Annotated in this window: 16 protein-coding genes; 14 read left to right on the top strand and 2 right to left on the bottom strand. The window is 73.7% G+C overall.

Annotated features, from left to right (window positions below; all coding sequences use genetic code 11):
* Positions 1 to 103: 103 nt before the first annotated feature.
* Positions 104 to 2,554, bottom strand: a complete 2,451-nt coding sequence (locus ACUP6Y_RS20010; protein ID WP_462552626.1) for a hypothetical protein — start codon at positions 2,552 to 2,554, stop codon at positions 104 to 106.
* A 145-nt stretch (positions 2,555 to 2,699) separates the two neighbouring features.
* Here ACUP6Y_RS20010 and ACUP6Y_RS20005 point away from each other — a divergent pair, with 145 nt between their 5' ends.
* From ACUP6Y_RS20005 to ACUP6Y_RS19965, 9 genes are all read left to right on the top strand, one after another.
* The gene (locus ACUP6Y_RS20005; RefSeq protein ID WP_462556780.1) at positions 2,700 to 3,362 is read left to right on the top strand and encodes a FadR/GntR family transcriptional regulator; all 663 of its coding nucleotides are present in this window, start codon (positions 2,700 to 2,702) and stop codon (positions 3,360 to 3,362) included.
* A 74-nt stretch (positions 3,363 to 3,436) separates the two neighbouring features.
* Positions 3,437 to 4,438 carry an ABC transporter substrate-binding protein gene (locus ACUP6Y_RS20000; RefSeq protein ID WP_462552624.1) on the top strand — a complete coding sequence of 334 codons (1,002 nt, stop codon included), beginning with the start codon at positions 3,437 to 3,439 and terminating at the stop codon, positions 4,436 to 4,438.
* Complete coding sequence (locus tag ACUP6Y_RS19995; protein WP_462552622.1) at positions 4,435 to 6,675, top strand: hypothetical protein; 2,241 nt, start codon at positions 4,435 to 4,437, stop codon at positions 6,673 to 6,675. The genes ACUP6Y_RS20000 and ACUP6Y_RS19995 overlap by 4 nt, the downstream gene beginning before the upstream one ends.
* Positions 6,672 to 7,487 (top strand): hypothetical protein, encoded by an 816-nt coding sequence (locus ACUP6Y_RS19990; RefSeq protein ID WP_462552621.1) that lies wholly within the window; start codon positions 6,672 to 6,674, stop codon positions 7,485 to 7,487. The genes ACUP6Y_RS19995 and ACUP6Y_RS19990 overlap by 4 nt, the downstream gene beginning before the upstream one ends.
* Entirely contained in the window at positions 7,487 to 8,497 is a 1,011-nt protein-coding gene (locus ACUP6Y_RS19985) for a FecCD family ABC transporter permease (RefSeq protein ID WP_462552619.1), read from the top strand. Before ACUP6Y_RS19990 ends, ACUP6Y_RS19985 begins: the two co-directional genes overlap by 1 nt.
* Positions 8,494 to 9,510: a FecCD family ABC transporter permease gene (locus tag ACUP6Y_RS19980; RefSeq protein ID WP_462552618.1), complete on the top strand. Its 1,017-nt coding sequence runs from the start codon at positions 8,494 to 8,496 to the stop codon at positions 9,508 to 9,510. Before ACUP6Y_RS19985 ends, ACUP6Y_RS19980 begins: the two co-directional genes overlap by 4 nt.
* Positions 9,503 to 10,321, top strand: coding sequence for an ABC transporter ATP-binding protein (locus tag ACUP6Y_RS19975; protein WP_462552616.1), 819 nt, complete (start codon positions 9,503 to 9,505; stop codon positions 10,319 to 10,321). The genes ACUP6Y_RS19980 and ACUP6Y_RS19975 overlap by 8 nt, the downstream gene beginning before the upstream one ends.
* Positions 10,318 to 11,547 carry an enterochelin esterase domain-containing protein gene (locus tag ACUP6Y_RS19970; protein WP_462552614.1) on the top strand — a complete coding sequence of 410 codons (1,230 nt, stop codon included), beginning with the start codon at positions 10,318 to 10,320 and terminating at the stop codon, positions 11,545 to 11,547. The genes ACUP6Y_RS19975 and ACUP6Y_RS19970 overlap by 4 nt, the downstream gene beginning before the upstream one ends.
* Before the next feature lie 96 nt (positions 11,548 to 11,643).
* Positions 11,644 to 13,059 (top strand): 13E12 repeat family protein, encoded by a 1,416-nt coding sequence (locus ACUP6Y_RS19965; RefSeq protein ID WP_462552613.1) that lies wholly within the window; start codon positions 11,644 to 11,646, stop codon positions 13,057 to 13,059.
* 11 nt (positions 13,060 to 13,070) lie between these two features.
* On the opposite strand, the gene ACUP6Y_RS19960 is transcribed toward ACUP6Y_RS19965, so the two are convergent.
* A complete protein-coding gene (locus tag ACUP6Y_RS19960; protein WP_462552612.1) occupies positions 13,071 to 13,967 on the bottom strand; it encodes a LysR family transcriptional regulator in 897 nt (298 codons plus the stop codon).
* Positions 13,968 to 14,048: 81 nt separating this feature from the next.
* Here ACUP6Y_RS19960 and ACUP6Y_RS19955 point away from each other — a divergent pair, with 81 nt between their 5' ends.
* The 5 genes from ACUP6Y_RS19955 (at position 14,049) to ACUP6Y_RS19935 (ending at position 19,745) form a co-directional block, all read left to right on the top strand.
* Positions 14,049 to 15,296: an MFS transporter gene (locus ACUP6Y_RS19955; protein WP_462552610.1), complete on the top strand. Its 1,248-nt coding sequence runs from the start codon at positions 14,049 to 14,051 to the stop codon at positions 15,294 to 15,296.
* A 138-nt stretch (positions 15,297 to 15,434) separates the two neighbouring features.
* Positions 15,435 to 16,766 (top strand): phospholipase D-like domain-containing protein, encoded by a 1,332-nt coding sequence (locus ACUP6Y_RS19950; RefSeq protein WP_462552608.1) that lies wholly within the window; start codon positions 15,435 to 15,437, stop codon positions 16,764 to 16,766.
* Between the two features lie 37 nt (positions 16,767 to 16,803).
* A complete protein-coding gene (locus ACUP6Y_RS19945) occupies positions 16,804 to 17,436 on the top strand; it encodes an ABC transporter ATP-binding protein (RefSeq protein WP_462552607.1) in 633 nt (210 codons plus the stop codon).
* Positions 17,433 to 18,920 (top strand): DUF6297 family protein, encoded by a 1,488-nt coding sequence (locus ACUP6Y_RS19940; protein WP_462552606.1) that lies wholly within the window; start codon positions 17,433 to 17,435, stop codon positions 18,918 to 18,920. Before ACUP6Y_RS19945 ends, ACUP6Y_RS19940 begins: the two co-directional genes overlap by 4 nt.
* Before the next feature lie 57 nt (positions 18,921 to 18,977).
* Positions 18,978 to 19,745: an SDR family oxidoreductase gene (locus ACUP6Y_RS19935; RefSeq protein WP_462552605.1), complete on the top strand. Its 768-nt coding sequence runs from the start codon at positions 18,978 to 18,980 to the stop codon at positions 19,743 to 19,745.
* Positions 19,746 to 19,775 lie beyond the last annotated feature (30 nt).

Genomic DNA, 19,775 nt, shown 5'->3' with positions numbered 1-19,775 from the left:
CCGGGTGGGCGTCGACCGGGAGTACGTTTGTGCCGGGTCGGCACAGCGCCCCGCCCTCCGGAGAGGACGGGGCGCTGCTGTCCGTTGCTGGGTCAGCGTCGGGTCACAGGCAGGCGGTGGCGGCCTGCGTCGTGGCACTCGCGGCGGCGGAGGCGGCTGCCTTCTTGGCCTTCTTCGCCTTCTTGGCCTTCTTCTTCAGCTTCGCGATCTTCTTCGCGGGCTTCTTCGCCTTCTTGGCCTTCTTCAGCTTGGCCTTGGTCTTGACCACCTTGGCGCTCGCGCCCGCCAGGGCGGCCTGGGCGGTCGAGGCGGCAGCCTGCGCGGTGGTGCAGGCGGCGGACGGACCGGGGGTGCCGGGGTTCTCCGTGCCCGGCTTCTTCGGTGTCAGCTTGATGACCTGGTTGCCCGCGTCCTTGTTGACCGCGAACACCGAGCCCTTGCCGTCCTCGACGACGTGGTTCGGCCGGGTGAACGGAAGGTTCGCGACCAGGCTGCCGTCGACATCGGCGACCGAGATGGTCGTGCCGGCGAAGTTGGCGACGTAGACCAGGCGGTTCACCGAGTCGAAGGCGACGTTCAGCGCGCCGGCGCCGATCGGCACCTCGGCGACGGTGCTGCCGTCGGCCGCGTTCGCGATCAGCAGCAGGTCGTTGTCTTGGGCCACGATGAAGAGCCGGTCGGTGACCGGGTCGAAGGCGACGCCGGAGGCGCCCCGCGTGCCGATGTCCTCGAGACCGGGAAGGTCGATGAGGCGGTACGCCGCGGTGTCATCGGTCGCGGTCGTGGTGACGACCTTGGTCGGGTCGATCTCCATCGCCTTCGAGGTCTGCAGGCTGGTGGTGTAGAGCTTGCCGGACTCCGGGTCACGCTCCAGGCTCATCGGCGAGAAGACGCTGCGCTCGAGGACGGCGATGTCCTTGATCTTCTCGTACTTCTCACCGTCGTTGTCCTTGTCATCGGCCTCGAAGACGCTGACGTAGCCGGTGCCGCTCGCGCCCTCGCTCGCCGAGGTGACGAAGACCAGGTCGGTGACCGGGTCGTAGATCACGTCGCGGGAGTGGCTGACCACGCCCTTGTTGACCGCCAGCACGTCGAGGGTGTCCTGGTCGTAGACGGTGACGGTGTTCTGGCGAGTGTTGGTGACCCACACGGTCCCGTTGGTGTCATCGACGCCGACGCCGTACGGCGCGTAGCGGGCGCCGGCCGCGCCGGAGACGAATGGCGGACGGGCACTGTCCTCGACCGCGAGTGTGTCGGGGTCGAGCTTGTACAGGCGGCCGTCCCATCCCGAGGTCGGGTCCTCGACGGTCGCGGTGGTCTGGAACGCCGCGGTCGCGAAGACGGCGTCCGAGGCGGCGGAGTACGCCGACTGGTAGAGGCCGTCGAGGATCGCGCCGTTCGCGGACTCCACGCGGTCGAACTTGTCGACGTTGAGAGCCGCGGAGCTCGGGGAGACCTTCGCGGTCAGCGTGTAGGTGGCCGGGTACGGCTTGCTCTGCGTCACGACGACCGTCTTGCCGTAGCCGACGGCCTGCGAGGCCGGGACCGAGACTGTCGCGGTCTGCGAGGAGGCATCGGTGATCGCGATGGCGCCGGCGATCGCGGTCTGGTCCGCGGTCGTGGCCAGGTCGCCGTCGTTGTCGATCTTGACCGAGGAGAGCTCGGTGCCGACCGGCGTGTTGTTGATCGTCAAGGTGCCGTCGGACGCCTGGGCCAGTCCGGTCACGGCCAGACGCGGCGCGACGACCAGTTGCGCGGTGGCGACCTTGCCGCTGGTCGCACCGGTGAGGACGAGCTGGTGCTCGCCGGCCGTCAGGACGCCGTTGCCCGGGCTGAGCGTGCCGGTGACGTTGCCCGAGCCGTCGGCGGTGCCCCCGGTCACGCCACCGGAGGTCGCCCAGGTCAGCGGGGTCGTGGTGTTCCAGCCGGTCGCGCGGGCGATGGTCACCGCCTCACCTGGGGCGAAGCCGGCGCCGCTCGCCGTGACGGTGAACGCGCCGCCTCGGCTGGCGTAGGCAGCGCTCGCCGTCGCGGTGGCGGGAGCCGGAGCCGCGGCCGAGACCTCGAAGTCCTGCGAGAACTTCGAGACGCCGGGGGTTCCGGCGAGGAAGCGCAGGAAGTGCGGTCCGTCGGAGAAGTCGGGATTGACGGCCGGCTCGTCGATGTCGGACGGAATGACGATGCTGCCGCTCACGGTGCCGTCCGCCTGGACCTGGTACTGGCCGACGATGCCGTCGCCGAGGTCGGGCAGGACTGCGCTGCCGGCGTAGGGGCTGGTCCCGGGGCCGTATGCATCGAGCTTGAGGTTGAGCTTCTGGAAGAGGCCGGAGCTGCCCGCGAAGCCGGAGCCGGCGAAGCTGAGCCGCTGGCCCTCGGCGACGGTCGTGGCGCCGGTGATGCCGACGGTCCCGTCGCCGGCAGTGCTGCCGGGCTGGTCGTTGGGGCCGTCGCCTGGGTTGGCCGTCGCCGGCAGCGCGCCGAGCGTGCCGATGCCGAGTGCGGCGGTCGCCGCGAGGGCGGCGAGTCCGGTGCCGCGGCGCTTGATGGTGGTCACAATGATTGCTCCTCGGGAGTTTGACTAAGGCGAGGCGACCCTAACTTAGGTCTGATGTTTCGTGCCAGTCGGTCCACGATCCGGTGCCGGCGTCGCGTCCTGGGCGAGATCGACCGGGGACTCCCTAGACTTCGGCCGCGTGAGCATGGGAAGCGATCGCGCCCGCGAGACGGTGCGCCGGCTGCAGGCCGACATCACCTCGGGTCGTTGGCCGGTCAACGGAAAGATCCCGACGGAGGCCGAGCTGGCGACCGAGCTGGGGGTGGGGCGCAGCACCGTGCGGGAGGCGGTGCGCAGCCTCGCGCATCTCGGCATGCTCGAGCCCGCGCCGGGACGCGGCACCTTCGTGCGCTCGCTCAACCCGGTGCGCAGCGTGTTGGCGGACTTCGCCGCGGAGCACTCCTGGGAGGACATCCTCGTCGTACGACGGGCCTTGGAGGTGCAGGCCGCGGAGCTGGCGGCCGCTGGGGCCGACGCCGCCGGCGTCGCGCGGCTGCGGGCGGCCCACGAGGCCGACCTGCAGGCCAAAGACGGCTCGGAGCGTGGTCGCACGCCGGGGCAGTTCCATGCGACCGTGGTCGAGCTCGCCGGCAACGCGCTGCTCGCCGAGCTCTATACCGGGCTGCGCAGTGCCTTGCGGCGTGGCATCGAGTCCGGTGCCATTCGCACCGACCAGGACGCTCGGGCCCGTCGCAGCGAGCATGCGGCCCTGCTCGCCGCGATCGAGGCGGGCAATGCGGCGGCGGCGGGCACCATCGCGTCCAGTCACGCGTGTCACGACATGGTGACGGCCCGGTCCGCGCGCTGAGACCGATGCGAGCAAACATCTGATCTCTGTTAGGGTCGGCTTACCTACGTCGTCGATCCGAGAGTTGCCCCGTCGTGCCCGCGTCCCGCCGCAGCCCCTCGCTTCCGGTCCTTCTCGCCCTGTCCGCCGTCGCGGCGCTACTGCTCACCGGGTGCGGCTCGGCCGGCGCCGACGACATGGACGTGCCGACCCGCTCGGTCACCGACATCGAGGGCACCACGATGGACGTGCCCGTCGACCCGCGGCGGGTCGTGGCGCTGAGCGAGCCCACGCTCGACGGCGCCCTCGCGCTGGGCATCACCCCGGTCGGCACGATCACCGGGCGCGGCCAGTCGACCGTCCCGCACTACCTGGCCGACCGGGCCGGGGAGATCCCGATCCTCGGCGGCGTCGCCCAGCCCAACTACGAGGCGATCGCCCAGGCCAAGCCGGACCTGATCCTCGTCGACGGCACCAGCATCAACAACAACCCGGACGCGATCGAGATCCTGCGCAAGATCGCCCCCACCTTCTACGCCGGGTACGCCGGTGGCGACTGGCGTGCGACCTTCGACCAGGTGGCGACCGCGCTCAACCGGACCGCCGAGGCGGCCCAGGTCGAGGCGACGTACGACGACGCGGTCGCCGGCGCGAGGACGAGGCTGACCGGGTACGCCGCCGACACGTTCTCGATCGTGCGCTGGCAGGGCGGGGGAGCGTCGCTGATCCTCACCGAGCTGCCCGCCGGGATCGCGCTCACCGACCTCGGGCTGAAGCGTCCGGCCAACCAGGACCACCGCGGTCGCGGTCACAGCGAGCCGGTGTCGCTGGAGAACCTCGGCGACATCGACGCGGACTACCTGTTCTTCGGCACGCTCGGCGGCTCGTCGAACGACAACCCCGACGCCGGCGGCAGCGCCGACGCGGCCGGCGCCGAGCAGGCGCTGGCCGAGGCGGCGAAGGTGCCCGGGTTCAGCGACCTGAAGGCGGTCCGCGAGGACCACGTCATCCCGGTCGACGGCTCGCTGTGGACCTCGACCGGTGGCCCGCTGCTGATGCAGGGCCTGATCGCCGACGTCGTGGCGGCCCTGGGATGAGCCCCCGGTCCCTCCGCATCGCGGTCGCCGGCCTGGTGGTCGCCGCCGCGGCCTGCCTTCCCCTCGTCGCCGCGGGCAGCGCCCGGGCAGCCGACTGTGGCAGCGGCGCCGACGCCGAGGTCGTCATCGACACCACGAGCGTCGCCTACGGTGCCCGGCTGACGTTCTCCGGCACCGGCTGGTGCCATCCCACCGACGGCGGCTCGCGGATCGCGGTCAAGATCGACGCGGGCGGCGTCGTCCGGCCCGACACCTCGGTGCATGCCAACACCTCCATCTGGGCGATCGTGGACGCCGAGGCCGACGGCAGCTTCACCGCCGGCTTCGACCTCCCCGACGGCACCGCGGCGACCTCCACGCCGGCGTTGGCCGTCGGCAACCACACGCTGCAGCTCCTCACCGGCTCCCTCAAGGCCGGCGACACCATCCGCACCGTCGCCTCGAGCACCTTCAAGGTGACCGACCCCGGCGGCGGCTGCACCCCGGGCGCCGCGGCGCCGACGGTCGCGATCGCGAACCGCACCGTCGAGCTCGGCGGCGTGCTGCGGCTCTCCGGCACCGGCTGGTGCCATCCCACCGACGGCGGCTCGCGGATCGCGGTCAAGATCGACGCGGGCGGGTTCGTCCGGCCCGACACCTCGGTGCATGCCAACACCTCCATCTGGGCGCTGATCGACGCCGATCCCGCCGACGGGACGTTCACCGCCCAGCTCCGGCTGCCCGACGGCACCGCGGGCGCCTCGACCCCCGCCTTCGGGCTCGGCAGCCACAGCCTCCAGCTGCTGACCGGCTCGATGAAGACCGGCGACACGGTACGGACCCTGGTCTCGCCGACCTTCACCGTCGTCGATCCCGGCACCCCCATCGACCCCGACGACCCGGGAGAGGAGCCGGGAGGTGGCGACGATCCCGGCGACACGACGCCCTGCACGCCGACCAGCCCGCGCCCGACGGTGCAGATCGAGAGCCCGACCGTGAGCTTCGGCGGCGTGCTGAGGTTCTCCGGCGCCGGCTGGTGCCACCCGACGGGAGGCGGCTCCGTGATCGGCGTGAAGCTCGACGACGGCGCCTACTCCCGGCTCGACAGCGCGATCTCGCCCAACCGCACCATCTGGCTCGAGGTCCGGGCCAAGGCGTCCGACGGCACCTTCTCGGCCGAGCTGCGGCTGCCCGACGGCACCGCCGCGACCTCGACTCCCGAGCTGCCGGGCGGCGCGCACACCCTGCGCCTGCTCTCGGGCTCGCTGCGCGCGGGCGACCAGGTCCGGACCCTGCAGTCCGCGGAGTTCGTCGTCGGCGACGCCTACCAGCCCAACGGCCTGCCCGACCCCGTCGACGCGAAGGCGCTCAAGGCCGGCACCCGGGGCGGCATGAAGGCCGCGCTCGACGGACGACGGCTGACCGTGCTGCTGCCCGCGGCCGGACCGGACAGCTGGGTCTACCTCAGCGCGTACGCCGAGGACGGCTCCCCGCGCTACCCCTGGGGCGAGCACTGGTTCCGGCTGCCCTCCACCGTCTCGGCCCGCGCCGGTGCCGCGGCGACGCAGCGCCTGGTCGTGAGGGTCCCGAAGGACAGCGGCCTCACCGGCCGCACCCGGATCGTGGCGCAGAGCGGGGAGCTCGGCCACGTCGGCGAGCTGCTCGGCTGGGCGGCGGTCCGCTTCCCGGAGCCAGCGGCGAAGAGCACGACGACGCGGACCACGCCCGCCGTCGCCGTCGCCGTCCCCGCGCTGGTGCCGCTGGCGAGCGCCGCGCTCGCCGTACCCGCGGCGCCGGCGATGGCCAGCCTCACCGCCGCGACCCGGGGCGGCGTCAGCGCCGAGCGGGTCGAGCGGGTGGTCACCCTCACCGTGCCCCGGGCCGAGCCGGGGGCGCCGGTCTACGTCCGCACGCTGAGCGCCACCACGTCCCTGCCGGGCGGCTGGATCGCGGTGGCCACCGACCGCACCGTGCGGGTCGACCTCTCGCAGCTCCCGCCCGACGCCTACTACCTCACCGTGCAGGGCGCCGACGGCGCGCTCCTCGGCTGGTCCGCCGCCGACGTGCGTCCGGCCACCGTCGACGAGCCCGTCGCCGCGCCGGCCAGCGCGCCGGCCGCGCTCGACGTCCCCGCCAGCCAGGAGGAGGCGAGTGCCGGAGTCCGCGCCCTCGACGGGATCCTGCTCGGTGTCGGCGGCCTGACCCTCGCGCTCGCCGTGATGACCGTGCGCGGACGTCGTCGTGGGGGTCTGTCATGAGGGCCAGGGGACTGCTCGCCGCGGGCGCCCTCGTACTGCTCTCGGTCGTCGGCGGGCTCGCACCGGCCACGGCGATCCCCAGCGGGGGAGCCGATCCCGACACTCCGGGCACCGCCTCGTCGGTCAGCCCGCGCACCCTGCGGGCCGGCGAGACCATCCACTTCACGCTGTCCGGGTTCCCGGCCGGTGAGATCGTGTCGATCAAGATCGACGACGGCCAGTTCTGCGCCCAGGCGGGCGTCCACGGCGCCTGCGTGGTCCACCAGCAGCGGATCTCGGCATCCGGCAAGGTGAGCGGGTCCTTCTCGCTGCCGGCCGACCTCGGCCCGGGGTCGCACTGGCTGCGCTATCTCGCCTCCGCGGAGGTCTACAAGGACGGCCAGTACGTCGGTGTGAAGGGCTACACCCGCCGCGGGGGCTCGGACTTCAAGGTCGTCGCCGGCACCGGCGGCGCGACCACGTCGGCCACCGCCGGAGCCCCGGCCGGCGCCACCGCCGCCGCGCCCGGCACCGCCGCCGCGACGCCGGGCGGGGGCGCGAGCGTCGTACCCGCGGGCGAGGTGCTGACCGTGCAGCCGACGGCGGCTCCGACGCCGAACGCCACGCCGAGCGCCACACCGAGCGCGACACCGAGTGCCACGCCGTCGGCGAGCGCGTCGGCGAGCGCCGAGCCCGAGGCCGCCGCGATCGCGGAGCCCGCGTCCCGGCAGGGCGCCGGCCAGGCCTTCCCGTTCGTGGGCGTGATCGGCGCGGTCGTCCTGCTCGCCGTCTCCGCGGGCCTGCTCGGCCACCGCTTCCGCCGCACCTCCTGATGGCCGCCGTCCTCGGGCGGGGCGGGCGCGGCCTGCTCCTCGTCGCCCTGCTCGCGGTGCTCCTGGCCGCCGTCGCGCTCAGCCTGTTCCTCGGCTCGAACACCCTGCCGGCCGGCGAGGTCGCGCGGGTGCTGCTCCATCCCGACGGGAGCACGGCGTCCGGCGTCGTCCACGACCAGCGGGTCCCGCGCACCGTGCTGGCGGCCGCGGTCGGGGCCGCGCTCGGACTGGCGGGCTGCGTCATGCAGTCGCTGACCCGCAACCCGCTGGCCGATCCGGGCATCCTCGGCATCAACGCGGGCGCCTCGCTCGCGGTGATCGTCGCGGTCGCCCTCACCGGCGTCTCCGGCGTCGGGTTCTACCTGTGGTTCGCATTCCTCGGCGCCGCGGCGGCCGCCGTTCTGGTCTATGTGCTGGCCGGCACCGGCCGGGTGAGTGCCACGCCGGCCCGGCTCGCGCTCGCCGGCGTCGCCACGAGCGCGGCGCTGAGCGCGATCTGCCAGACCGTGATCCTGCTCGACCAGGTGGCGTTCAACGAGTTCCGGTTCTGGGTGGTCGGCTCGACCGAGGGCCGGGGCTGGAGCGTGATCACCGTCGTCGCGCTGCCGCTGCTCGCCGGGGCGTTGCTCGCGCTGCTGCTCGGACCGGCGCTCAACGCCCTCGCGCTGGGCCAGGAGACAGCGCAGGGACTCGGCGTCCGGTTGGCCCGCACCCGCACGCTCGCCATGCTGGCGGTGACCCTGCTCTGCGGTGCCGCGACGGCCGCGGTCGGCCCCATCGGGTTCGTCGGGCTCGCCGTCCCCCTCGTCGCGCGGGCGCTGGTCGGCCACGACCAGCGCTGGATCATGGTCGTGTGCCTGCTGCTCGGCCCCGCGTGGCTGCTGCTCGCCGACACCCTCGCCCGGGTGGTGCTCGCCCCCGAGGAGGTCCGGGTCGGGGTGATCGCCTCGCTGCTCGGCGCGCCGTTCTTCGTGGCGCTGGTGGGGCGGCGGAAGGTGCCGACGCTGTGAGCACGCCGATCCGGATCCGGGTCACCCGCCGCGGCGCGTGGGCCGGCGGCGCCACCTGCCTCGCCGCGCTGGTCGCCGCGATCCTCGGCCTGCTCATCGGCGACTACCACCTCGGCCTCCGCGACACGCTGCGCGCGCTGGCCGGCGGGGGCGACGACCCGCTGGCGGCGTACTTCGTCCAGGAGACGCGCGCCCCCCGGGTGTTCGCGGCGCTGGTCGTCGGCGCCGCGCTCGGCGCGGCCGGCCACCTCTTCCAGAGCGTCACCGGCAACCCGCTCGGCAGCCCCGACATCATCGGCTTCACCACCGGCGCGGCCACCGGCGCGCTGGTGCAGATCCTCGTCGTGGGCGGTGACACCGACGCGGTCGCGCTGGGCGCGCTCCTCGGCGGTTTCGGTACGGCGGTCGTCGTCTTCGGCGTCACCCGCTCGGTCGGCCTCAGCGGTTCCCGACTGGTGCTGGTCGGCATCGGCGTCGGCTCCGCCCTCGCCGCGGTGAACGCGCTGCTGATCGTGCGCGCCTCGCTGGTCGCCGCGCAGACCGCGGCGCAGTGGCTCGCCGGCTCCCTCAACGCCGTGCTGTGGCCTCGCGCGAGCGTCGTGGCGGTGGCGGTCGCGCTGCTGCTGGTGCCCGCGGCCCTGGTCGGCCGCCCGCTCGCGATGATGGCGCTGGGCGACGACCTCGCCCGCGCCGCGGGCATCCCCGTGCAGCGGGTCCGCAATGTCGCCGTCCTGACCGGGGTCGCGCTGGTCTCCGTCGCCACCGCGGCGACCGGGCCGATCGCGTTCGTCGCCCTCGCCGCGCCCCAGCTGTGGCGCCGGCTCGCGGGGACGCCGCTGTCCGGCCTGGTCGGCTCCGCGGCGACCGGAGCCCTGCTCGTCCAGGCCAGCGACCTGGTCGCGCAGCGGGCCTTCGCGCCGACCCAGCTCGCGGTCGGCGTCGTCACCGGCGCTGTCGGCGGCGTCTATCTCGTCATGGTCCTCGTGGGGGAGTGGAGGAAGCAGAGTGGCTGAGTCGCTGACAGGAGCGCGCCTGCGCGCCGAGGCCCTCGCCGTCCGGTACGGCGAGCGCACGGTCATCGAGGGGCTCGACCTCGCGATCCCCGACCGGGCGCTGACCGTGATCGTCGGGCCCAACGCCTGCGGGAAGTCGACGCTGTTGCGGGCCCTGGCCCGGCTCGCCGGGCCCGCGGCCGGAACCGTGTGGCTCGACGAGCGGCCGCTGGCGTCGTACGGCGGCAAGGAGCTGGCCCGTCGGCTCGGCCTGCTGCCGCAGTCGCCGACCGCGCCCGACGGGATGACCGTCTCCGAGCTGGTCGGCCGCGGCCGGTACCCGCACCAGAGCCTGCTGCGCCAGTGGTCGCCCGCCGACGACGCCGCCGTCGCGGCGGCCATGGCGGCCGCCGACGTGGGCGCCCTCGCCGACCGCGAGGTGCAGGAGCTCTCCGGCGGCCAGCGGCAGCGGGTCTGGCTGGCCATGGCGCTGGCGCAGGAGACCGACCTGCTGCTCCTGGACGAGCCGACCACCTACCTCGACATCGCCCACCAGATCGAGGTCCTCGAGCTCGCGCGGCGGATGGTCGGCGAGGGGCGCACGGTCGTGACCGTGCTCCACGAGCTCAACCTCGCCTTCCGGTACGCCGAGCACCTGGTCGTCATGGCCGGTGGCGAGGTCGTCGCCACCGGCGACCCGCGCGAGATCGTCACCGCGGAGCTGGTCGAGCGGGTCTACGACCTGCCCTGCCGGATCATCGCGGACCCGCTGAGCGGCACACCGCTCGTCGTGCCCGCCGTCGGCACCCCGCACGACCCGAGGCGCTCGTGAGCGGCTCGACGGGTCCGTCGGGCTCGCGGCGCCAGCCGCCGAAGGTGCCCCGTCCCGACCCCGTGCCGCGCGCGCTGTCGCCGCTCGTGGCGGCCCTGGCCGCGGCGCCCTCGCCCGCCGCCCAGGAGGCGTTCTGGGCCGGGCACCGGTTCCCCCTCGTCGAGCCGGCGCCGGCCGGGGCGCCCGCGGGCAGCGTGCTGGTCACCTTCTGCCTGCGCGAGCCGCACGCCGCGGAGGTGCTGCTCTTCGCCAACCGGCTCACCGACGAGACCCGGCTCGGCGACAGCCTGATGGAGCGGATCCCCGGCACCGACGTGTGGCACGTCGGGTACCTCCTCGAGACCGACTGGCGGGCGTCGTACTGCTTCCTGGTGCGGCGGCCCGGCGAGCGCGCGCCGTGGTTGGCGGACGGCGACCAGGTCGCGATCCGGGCCGCCCTCGACCGCGGCACACCGGACCCCCGCAACCCCGCCACGTCGCGCAACCGCGCCGGCGTGGTGCAGTCCGTCGTCGCCCTGCCCGACGCACCGGCCCAGCCCTGGCTGACTCGACGAGCGGAGACCCGCCGGGGTCGGCTGGTCGACGCGACCGGCCCGCTCGGCCGTGAGCTGTGGCACTACACCGCGCCCGGCGCCGGTCCGGACGCCCCGCTGCTGCTGGTCCTCGACGGCGAGGTGTGGACCACTGACGACCTGCTGCCCACCACCCTCGACAACCTGGTCGCCGACGGTGCGGTGCCGCCGCTGCGCGCGGTCTTCCTCGCCTCCGGCGGCCGGGACGCGAGGTGGGTCGAGATGGGCTCGGCCGACGGCGCGGACGTGACCGCCGACTACGTCATCGACGCCCTGCTCCCCGCGCTGGCCGCCGGCGGCCTGCTGCCGGCCGACCCGGCGCGGGTCGTCGTCACGGGCCAGAGTCTCGGCGGGCTGACCGCCCTCCGGCTCGCCCTGCGCCACCCCGACCGGATCGGCGTCGCGCTCAGCCAGTCCGCCTCGCTGTGGCTCGACGACCTGGCCGCCGAGGCCGCGCAGGTCGCACCCGGCGCGCGCATCCACCTCGCCCATGGCCGCCAGGAGTGGGTCCTGGCCGCTCCGCACCACGAGCTCGCGGGTCGCCTCGCCACCGCCGGCGGCGACGTGCGGGCGGCGGAGTACAACGGCGGCCACGACTACGCCTGGTGGCGCGGCGCGGTCGCCGACGGCCTGGTCTGGGCGCTGGGCAAGTAGGCCAGGGTCCGACTGGTCCGGGCGCGAGGGCCGGGGGCCGGGGAGGAGCCTGTGGAAAGAATGGTGTTCGAACAGGTGTTCGAGTAGAATCGTGGCATGGACCCGGACCTCTCCCACGCCACACCGGAGCAACTGCTCGACGTGGCCCAGGACGGTGTCCGGGCCCGTCGCCTGGCCGAGGTACGTCAGCTCGAGGTCCTGCTCGCCTGGGCCGATCTGCACTCCGGTGACCCCCAGGACCAGCCCGACGCCGTGCCGATGAGCCGCGGCGGGCCGCGGCTGATCACCGTGGGCGGGGACGGGAACCCGCAGGTCCAGGACCTGGCGCTGATCGAGATGGCGATCGCCCGCCACGAGAGCGTGGTCGCGACCCGCAACGCCCTGGCCGACGCGCTCGACCTGCGCCACCGCCTCCCCCAGACCTGGGCCGGAGTGCGTGAGGGACGCTGCGAGACCTGGGTGGCCCGACGGGTCGCCCGGATGGCGCGCACCCTCGACCGCCACCGAACCGTCGTCGTCGACACCGCCCTCAGCGCCGCGCTCGACGAGGCGCCGTCGCGGATCCTGAGCATCGCCGAGGCCAAGGTCATCGAGGCCGACACGGCGGCCCACCAGGCCCGGATCGAGGCCAACCAGGCCAAGAGGGGCGTGTGGTACCCCGAGCCCCGCCCCGGCTCCCAGGTCGACGACCGGCTCGACGGCACCGACAACACCGCTGGCCTGGGGACCGTGTTCGCGCGGATCGACGAAGCCGACGCTGCCACCCACCGACAGATGGTCGAGAACCTCGCCGCCGCGCTCGCGGAACAGGCCGTCCCGCCCGGTGACGGCGAAGCGCCGCTGGGCATGGATCACTGGCGGGCCGAGGCGTTCGCGATGCTCGCCGACCCCGCCGCCGTCCTCGCCTTCCTGCACTCCATCGAGGACACCCAACCCCAGACACCGGAGCCGACGTCGCGCACTGCCGAGATCGTGGTGCATGTCTCCCTGGGCGAGGCCGGGGTCTTCGGGCCCGTCGCGCGGGTCGAGGACCTCGGACCCCGGCTCCTGACCCAGGTCCGCGACCTGCTCGCCCGTCACGCCCACGTCACCCTCACCCCGGTCGTCGACCTGCACACCGGCCGCTCGGTCAATGGCTACGAACACCCCACCGACGTCAAACGACGTACTGTCTGGAGGGCCGTCGGGGACGTGTTCCCCCACGCCGCGACGATCTTCCGCAAGCACGGCCGGGCACCGGACCACGACCACACGACCGCCTACGACAGGCACGGGCCACCCGGTCAGACCGGTGACCACAACGACACCCCACTGACCCGGACCCACCACCGCGCCAAGAGCCACCTGGCCTACTCGGTCCTGCAACTCGGACCCGACCGATGGATCTGGGGCACACCCCACGGCCTCTACCGCCTCGTCACCGGCGGCGGCACCCGACCCATCACCCAAGCCGAGTACCACCTCCACACCCAGCAGGCGATCACCCTCGCCGCCGACTACGCCGCCGCCTGAGCCGCGTTTCCCTAGCTCCGAGCGCCCGACGCCGTCCCGTACGGCGCGTGCGCGAGCACGTAGTCGCGCAGCCGTGTCGCCACCGGCGCCAGCGGCCGGTCGGTGCGCCAGGTCAGCCCGATCGTGCGCCGGGCGCGCGGGTTCTTGATCCGCAGGCCGATCGTCCCGGAGACACCGGCCATCGCCTCCGGGACGACGGCCACGCCGAGCCCGGCGGCGACCAGGCCCTCGATGGTGGCGAGGTCGGCGCTCTCGAAGGAGACCGGGGGAGCGACGCCGGCGTCGGTGAGCAGGCTCTCGACCAGCGAGCTGTGACCGAAGCCGGGTGGCGTGGTCACCAGGTCGTCGCCGGCGAGCTCGGCCAGATCGACCTGCTTGCGCTCCCGCAACCGGTGCGTGGGGCCGACGACAACGACCAGGCGCTCCTCCTGCAGGGGTGCCCAGGCGAGGTCGCCGGCCGGCCGTGGGGACATGATCGCGAGCTCGGCAGCGCCGGTGGCGAGGTCGCGCATCATGTCGTGGCCCGGCTCCTGGGTCAGCTCGACCCGGACGAGCGGCGCCTGCTCGTGGAAGCCGCGCAGGATCTGGGGGACCAGCGAGGTCGCCATCGAGTCGAGGAAGGCGAGCCGGACGATGCCGCGCTCGGGGTCGTGCCGGGTGCCGAGCTCGTGGCGCAGCTGCTGGTAGCGCCCGAGCATCTCCCGGGCCGTCACCACCACGAGCTCGCCGTCGGGTGAGGTGACCAGGCCGTGGGGGACCCGCTCGAACAGCCGGACCCCCAGCTCCTCCTCGACCCGGGCCAGCGCTCGCGACAGGGTCGGCTGACTGACGCCCAGCACCGCCGCCGTGTCGGTGACGTGCTCGTTGTCGGCCAGCGCCACGATCCATTCCAGGTCCCGGACCAGCACGGAGACATCATACGTGTGACGTATCGAGATCGTCGATACGAGGCATTGTACGTATTCGATCGAACGGCGCACCCTGGTCCGGTGAGCACGCAGGCGACACTCGGGCAGCCCGCGCTCGGGACCCCGGGACACACCCCCGGGAGTGCCGGGTACCGGCGGATCATGGCGGCGATGTTCGCCGCGGGCATGGCGACCTTCGTCCTCCTCTACGCCACCCAGGCACTGCTGCCGGAGCTGCATGTGACCTTCGGTGTCAGCCCGACCCAGGCCACGCTGACCATGTCCCTGACCACCGCCGGCCTCGCCCTCGGCCTGCTCGTCGCCGGCCCCGCGTCCGAGGTCGTGGGCCGCACACCGCTGATCATCGGCTCCACCTGGGCCGCGACCCTGGTCGCGTGCCTGACCCCGTTCGCGCCGACCTGGGAGGTCCTCCTCGGGCTGCGGCTGCTCGAGGGTGTGACGCTGGCCGGCCTGCCCGCGGTGGCGACGGCCTACCTGCGCGAGGAGCTGCACGCCCACGCTCTGGCGAAGGCGACCGGCCTCTACATCGGCGGTACGGCGGTCGGCGGCATGGCTGGCCGGTTGCTGACCGCGCCCGTGGCCGATCTCGCCGACTGGCGGTGGGCGATGGCCAGCGCGGCCGTCTTCGCCCTCGGCTGCGCGGTCGCCGTCACCGTCGCGCTTCCCGCGTCCCGCAACTTCACGCCCCGGCCGCGTGGCGGCGCCGAGCTCGGCGCGATGGCCCGGGTCGCGCTCGCCGACCCGGCGCTGCGCAGCCTGTACCTGCTCGGCGCCTGCGCGGTCGGCACCCTGGTCGCGGTCTTCAACGCCCTCGGCTTCCGGCTGACCGCGGCGCCCTTCCACCTGAGCCTGGGCGCGATCAGCCTGCTCTACCTCGTCTACCCGCTCGGCACGGTCAGCTCGACCGTCTCCGGCGCCCTCGCCGACCGGTTCGGGCGGCGGGCGGTGCTGCCGTCGGGGTGCGCGCTCGCCGTCGTCGGCGTGCTGCTGACCCTGCTCCCGTCGCTGTCGGCGATCGTGCTCGGCCTCGCCTGCCTGACCGCCGGCTTCTTCGTGATGCACGGCCTCGCCAGCGGGTGGGTCGCCGTCCGGGCACACCGGGCCGGGGCCGGCGCGAGCCAGGCGGCCGCCTTCTACCTGTGCTCCTACTACGTCGGCTCATCGGTCTTCGGCAGCCTCGGCGGCACCGCCTGGTCGGCGTGTGGCTGGGCCGGCGTGGGCGCACTTGCCCTGCTCCTGCTCGGGTGTGCCGGCCTGGCGACGGCCCGGCTGCGCCGGATCCCGGTGCTCGAGCCGGCCATCGGCTGAGCACCACGAGATGGCGGGTTCTCGATTGCCGGATCCACGCGTTGGGTAGGGTCCGAGCGTCCGTTCGATCGAGGTGGGGAGTTCGGGATCGTGACGAGTGCCTGGGGGGTCGCGTCCACAGTCCGGCGTGCGCGTGGAATGGCGGCGGGCCTGGCCCTGCTGCTCACCGTGACGGTGCTGGTCGCCGCCCACGGCAACCTCGCTCCGGCGGCCGCCGCACCAGCACCCGCGGCCGTGGCGGCGAAGGCCAAGCCGAACCCGGCGTACGTGGTCAAGCCGGGCATCACCTTCAACCACCCCTTCCGCAACGGCCAGCGCGGCAAGATCCACCACAAGATCGCCAAGACGCTCAAGAACGTCCCGGCCGGCGGTCAGGTCCGGGTGATCACCTGGAACTTCGACTCGCCGTACCTCGCGCACAAGTTCATCAGGGCCCACCAGCGCGGCGTCTCGGTGCAGATCATCATGTCCCGCGGCCTCGCCCGCTCGCAGGGCAACAACCTGGCCCGGTCGTACCCGATGATGCTGCGCGCCTTCGCCCGCGGCAACAAGGACCGGCCCAAGGAGCTGCGGAGCTGGATCCGCACGTGCAAGCAGACCTGTCGCGGCAAGCGCGGCTCGATGCACTCCAAGCTCATGCTGGTCAACCGCTCGGGCGCGACCAACTGGATCGTGATGCAGGGCTCCGGCAACTTCACCGGCGCCGCCGCGGTGCAGCAGTTCAACGACTGGACCACGGTCACCGAGAACCAGGCGCTCTACGACGGCTGGATGACCATGTGGAACCAGGCCATCCAGGACCGCAACTTCCCGGCCTTGAGGTTCACCACCGGCAACATCACCACCATGTTCGCGCCCCACAAGCGCCAGGTCGACCCCGCGCTGAGCGTGCTCAACAAGGTGCAGTGCGCCGGCGCGACCAACACCGCCAGCGGGCGCACCAAGGTGCGCATCGCCAACGCGGTGTGGGGCGAGGCGCGTGGCGCCCGGATCGCCCGCAAGGCCCGCCAGCTCGACCGCCAGGGCTGCGACGTCGAGATCGTCTTCATGATGATGCAGCGCCACATCCGCGGCATCCTCAAGGGCATGCGAGCCAAGCAGATGGTCTACATCACCGGCCTGACGGCCAACAAGTTCAAGGACCGCTACGTCCACATGAAGGGCCTCGCCGTCCAGGGCAACGTCGACGGCCGCACCGACGGCAACGTCGTGCTCTCCAGCAGCGAGAACTGGACCCAGCTCGGCTGGCACTCCGACGAGGAGAACATCATCATCCGCGGCGACGCCGCGATGACCCAGAAGTACGTCGACCACGTCGACCTGATCTACCGCGAGGCCCCGCGCAAGCTCAGCAACTACGTCAACTCCGCCGACCCCGACCCGACGCCGCGGCCGGACGGCTACGTCGACCAGGGCTACCTCGGCCCGAAGGACTACCCGTTCCACGACCTCGAGGCCGAGCTGTCCTGACGCCCGGCCGCCTGGGGCCGCCTGACATCCTGAGCGGGTGAGTGAAGCAGTCCTCTCGGTGCGCGGGCTCGCCCGCTCGTACGGCGACCACCGGGTCCTCGCGGACCTCGACCTCGAGGTCCGCGCGGGCCGGGCCGCCGTCCTGGTCGGGCCCAACGGCTCCGGCAAGTCCACGGCGCTGCGCTGCATCACGGGCACCGACCAGCCCGATGCCGGGACCGTCGAGGTGCTGGGGGAGGCCCTCGACGAGCGCTCGGCGACCATCCGCGCCGCGATGGCGGTCGTGATGGACGACCTCGACTTCTTCCCGGACCTCACCGTCGTCGAGCACCTCGACCTGTTCGCCCGCGCCCACCGGACCCCGGACGCCGACGCCGTCGTCGACGACGTGCTCGAGGAGGTCGGCCTGACCGCGCAGTCCGGTCTGCTGCCGACCTCGCTCTCCTCGGGCCAGCGCCGCCGGCTGGCCCTGGCCAGTGCCTTCGTCCGGCCGCGACGGCTGCTCGTCCTCGACGAGCCCGAGCAGCGGCTCGACCAGGAGGGCCTGACCTGGCTGGCCGAGCGCCTGCTCGCCGAGAAGGCGGCGGGCCTCGCGATCGTGCTGGCCAGCCATGCGCCGGCGCTCGTGGACGCGATCGCCGACGACGTGGTCAGCCTGGCCCGGCCGTGAGGACGACCGAGGCGGGCGAGCTGCGTGCCGACATCCGCTTCTGGCGGCGCAGCCGGCGCACCCTCTCGCTCGGCGAGGCGCTGCAGGACCTCTACATCGGCGTCTTCGCGGTGCTGATGCTCGGCTCGATGCTGATCAGCGTCCTGGTCAACCTCTCCGACGTCGGCGACCGGGCCTGTGTCGCGTCCGACTGCGCCGCGGCCCGCTCGCTGCTGCCGTGGCTGGTCGTCGGCACCCTGGTGGCCGTGCTCTGGTCGCTCGCTCGGATGGTGGGTCCGGTCGCGGTCAGTCCCGGAGTCGCCGGCTGGCTGCTCCCGACCCCCGTGGACCGCGGCGAGCTGCTCCGCGGCCGCGCCCGCGGTACGACGTTGCTCGCCGCGGCGCTGGTCGCCCCGGTCGCCGCCGGCGCCGCGGTCCTGGCCGGCTTCGGCGTCGGCCTGCTGGTGCTGTTCACGGCGGGCGCGGCCGGGCTGGCGTCGTACGGCGTCGGGGCGCTGGTGTCGGCCCAGGCCGTTGCTCGCGAGCGTCATCCCGCGCTGCTGCTCGGCCCGGTCAGCCTGCTCGCGGTCGGCGCCGGACTGGTCGCGATCGCCGCCTCGCGCGCGCCGGAGGTCTCCGCGTCGCCGGCCCTTCGGTGGGCCTGGCTGGTCGCGACCGGCGTCGTGTGGGTGGGCGTGCTGGTCGTCGTGGTGCGGGCCCGCGCGCTCACCGCTCGCCTGCGCCGGCGTGACGTGGCGCCCGGGGGCGTGCTCGTGCCGGGGCTCGGCGGCGCCCTGGCCACCCTCGACCTGGCCCTGATGTTCGACGTCCTCGTCGCCCACGCCAGCAGCCGGCGCGGGGCGCTGCGCCCCCGCCGCGGCGGACCGCACGGCCTCGCCGCGCTGGCCTGGCGCGACGTGATCCGGCTGCGCCGCCAGCCGGGCCGGCTGGCGCTGCTGGCGGGCTCCCTCGTCGTGCCCTACGCCGTCGCCGCGGTCGGGGGCCGGGTCGTGGTGATGTTGGTCGAGGTCCTGGTGTGCTTCGTCCTCGTCGTGCCCTTCCTGGTCGCCCTGCGGGTGCTGACCCGCTCCTCGGGCATGTCGCGGATGTTCCCGACCGCGCTCGGACCGACCCGGGCGGCGGCGGTCGCCGTACCGGGGGCGCTGCTGGTCCTCCACGGTCTGCTCAGCGCGCCCGCCCTGCACCGCACCCTCACCGCCCCCGTCTCCGACCTGGGCCTGCTGGGCGTCGCGTCCGGCGTCGGCGGGCTGGCCGCCGGGGTGCGCTGGGTGACCGGGCGGCCGCCCGACTACGGACGGCCGCTGGTCTCGACCCCGGCCGGGGGAGTGCCGACCAACCTCTACGGCAGTGTGGTGCGGGGCTTCGACGTCGCGGTGCTGACCGCCCTGCCGATGCTCCTCGAGCCGACGGCCGGAGGCGCCGTGGTCTCGCTGGTCGTGTCCGTCGGCGTCATCGGCTACCTGTGCTCGCGGCGCTCAACCTAGCACTTGCTTGGTATATCCCCTATGCTCGTCCTTCGAGGGACGACGAGAGGGGACTTCGTGGCGTACGGCATCGACCTGACCGGCCAGGTGGTCCTCGTGACCGGCGGGGGCCGGGGCGTGGGCGACGGCATCGTGCAGGCATTCCTCGAGGCGGGTGCCTCGGTGGAGATCTGCGGCCGCAGCACGCCGGGGTCGCTGCGCGAGCATGACGGGCGCACGGTCCACTTCACACCCGTCGACGTGCGCGAGGCCGACCAGGTCGCGGCCTGGGTCGCGGACGTCGTACGACGGCGCGGGCGGCTCGACGTCGCGGTCAACAACGCCGGCGGCTCGCCGTTCGCGCGGTTCGACACCGCATCGCCCCGCTTCCATGCGAAGGTCAACGACCTCAACTTCATGTCCGCGGTCTACGTCGCCCTCGCGGCGCGTCCGCACCTCGAGGCCACCGGCGGCTCGATGGTCAACATCACCTCGATCTCCGCCCGGCGCGCCAGCCCCGGCACCGCGGTGTACGGCGCCGCGAAGGCCGCCCTGGAGAGCCTGACCGCCAGCCTGGGCGTCGAGTGGGCGCCGGAGGTCCGGGTGAACGCGGTCAGCTGCGGACTGGTCGAGACTCCGGGATCGGCCGACCACTACGGCGACGCCGAGCAGCTCGCCCGGGTCGCCGCCACCATCCCGCGGGGCGTCTTCGCCACGCCGCTCGAGGTCGGTCAGGCCTGCGTGTTCCTGTCCTCGCCGCTGGCCACGCACATCACCGGGGCCGTCTTGAACGTCGACGGCGGCGGCGAGTGGCCCGCCTTCCTCCAGCACACTCCCAACGCCTGACCTCTCGAGCAACCCGACCAGACCAGCAGG

The organism is Nocardioides sp. S5-5 (assembly GCF_054954065.1).
This window is presented reverse-complemented; position numbering and strand designations above follow the sequence as displayed.

Coding starts and splice junctions, on each gene's coding strand:
- ACUP6Y_RS20005 (WP_462556780.1), top strand. CDS start 2,700: ATGGGAAGCGATCGCGCCCGCGAGACGGTGCGCCGGCTGCAGGCCGAC.
- ACUP6Y_RS19995 (WP_462552622.1), top strand. CDS start 4,435: ATGAGCCCCCGGTCCCTCCGCATCGCGGTCGCCGGCCTGGTGGTCGCC.
- ACUP6Y_RS19990 (WP_462552621.1), top strand. CDS start 6,672: ATGAGGGCCAGGGGACTGCTCGCCGCGGGCGCCCTCGTACTGCTCTCG.
- ACUP6Y_RS19985 (WP_462552619.1), top strand. CDS start 7,487: ATGGCCGCCGTCCTCGGGCGGGGCGGGCGCGGCCTGCTCCTCGTCGCC.
- ACUP6Y_RS19965 (WP_462552613.1), top strand. CDS start 11,644: ATGGACCCGGACCTCTCCCACGCCACACCGGAGCAACTGCTCGACGTG.
- ACUP6Y_RS19950 (WP_462552608.1), top strand. CDS start 15,435: ATGGCGGCGGGCCTGGCCCTGCTGCTCACCGTGACGGTGCTGGTCGCC.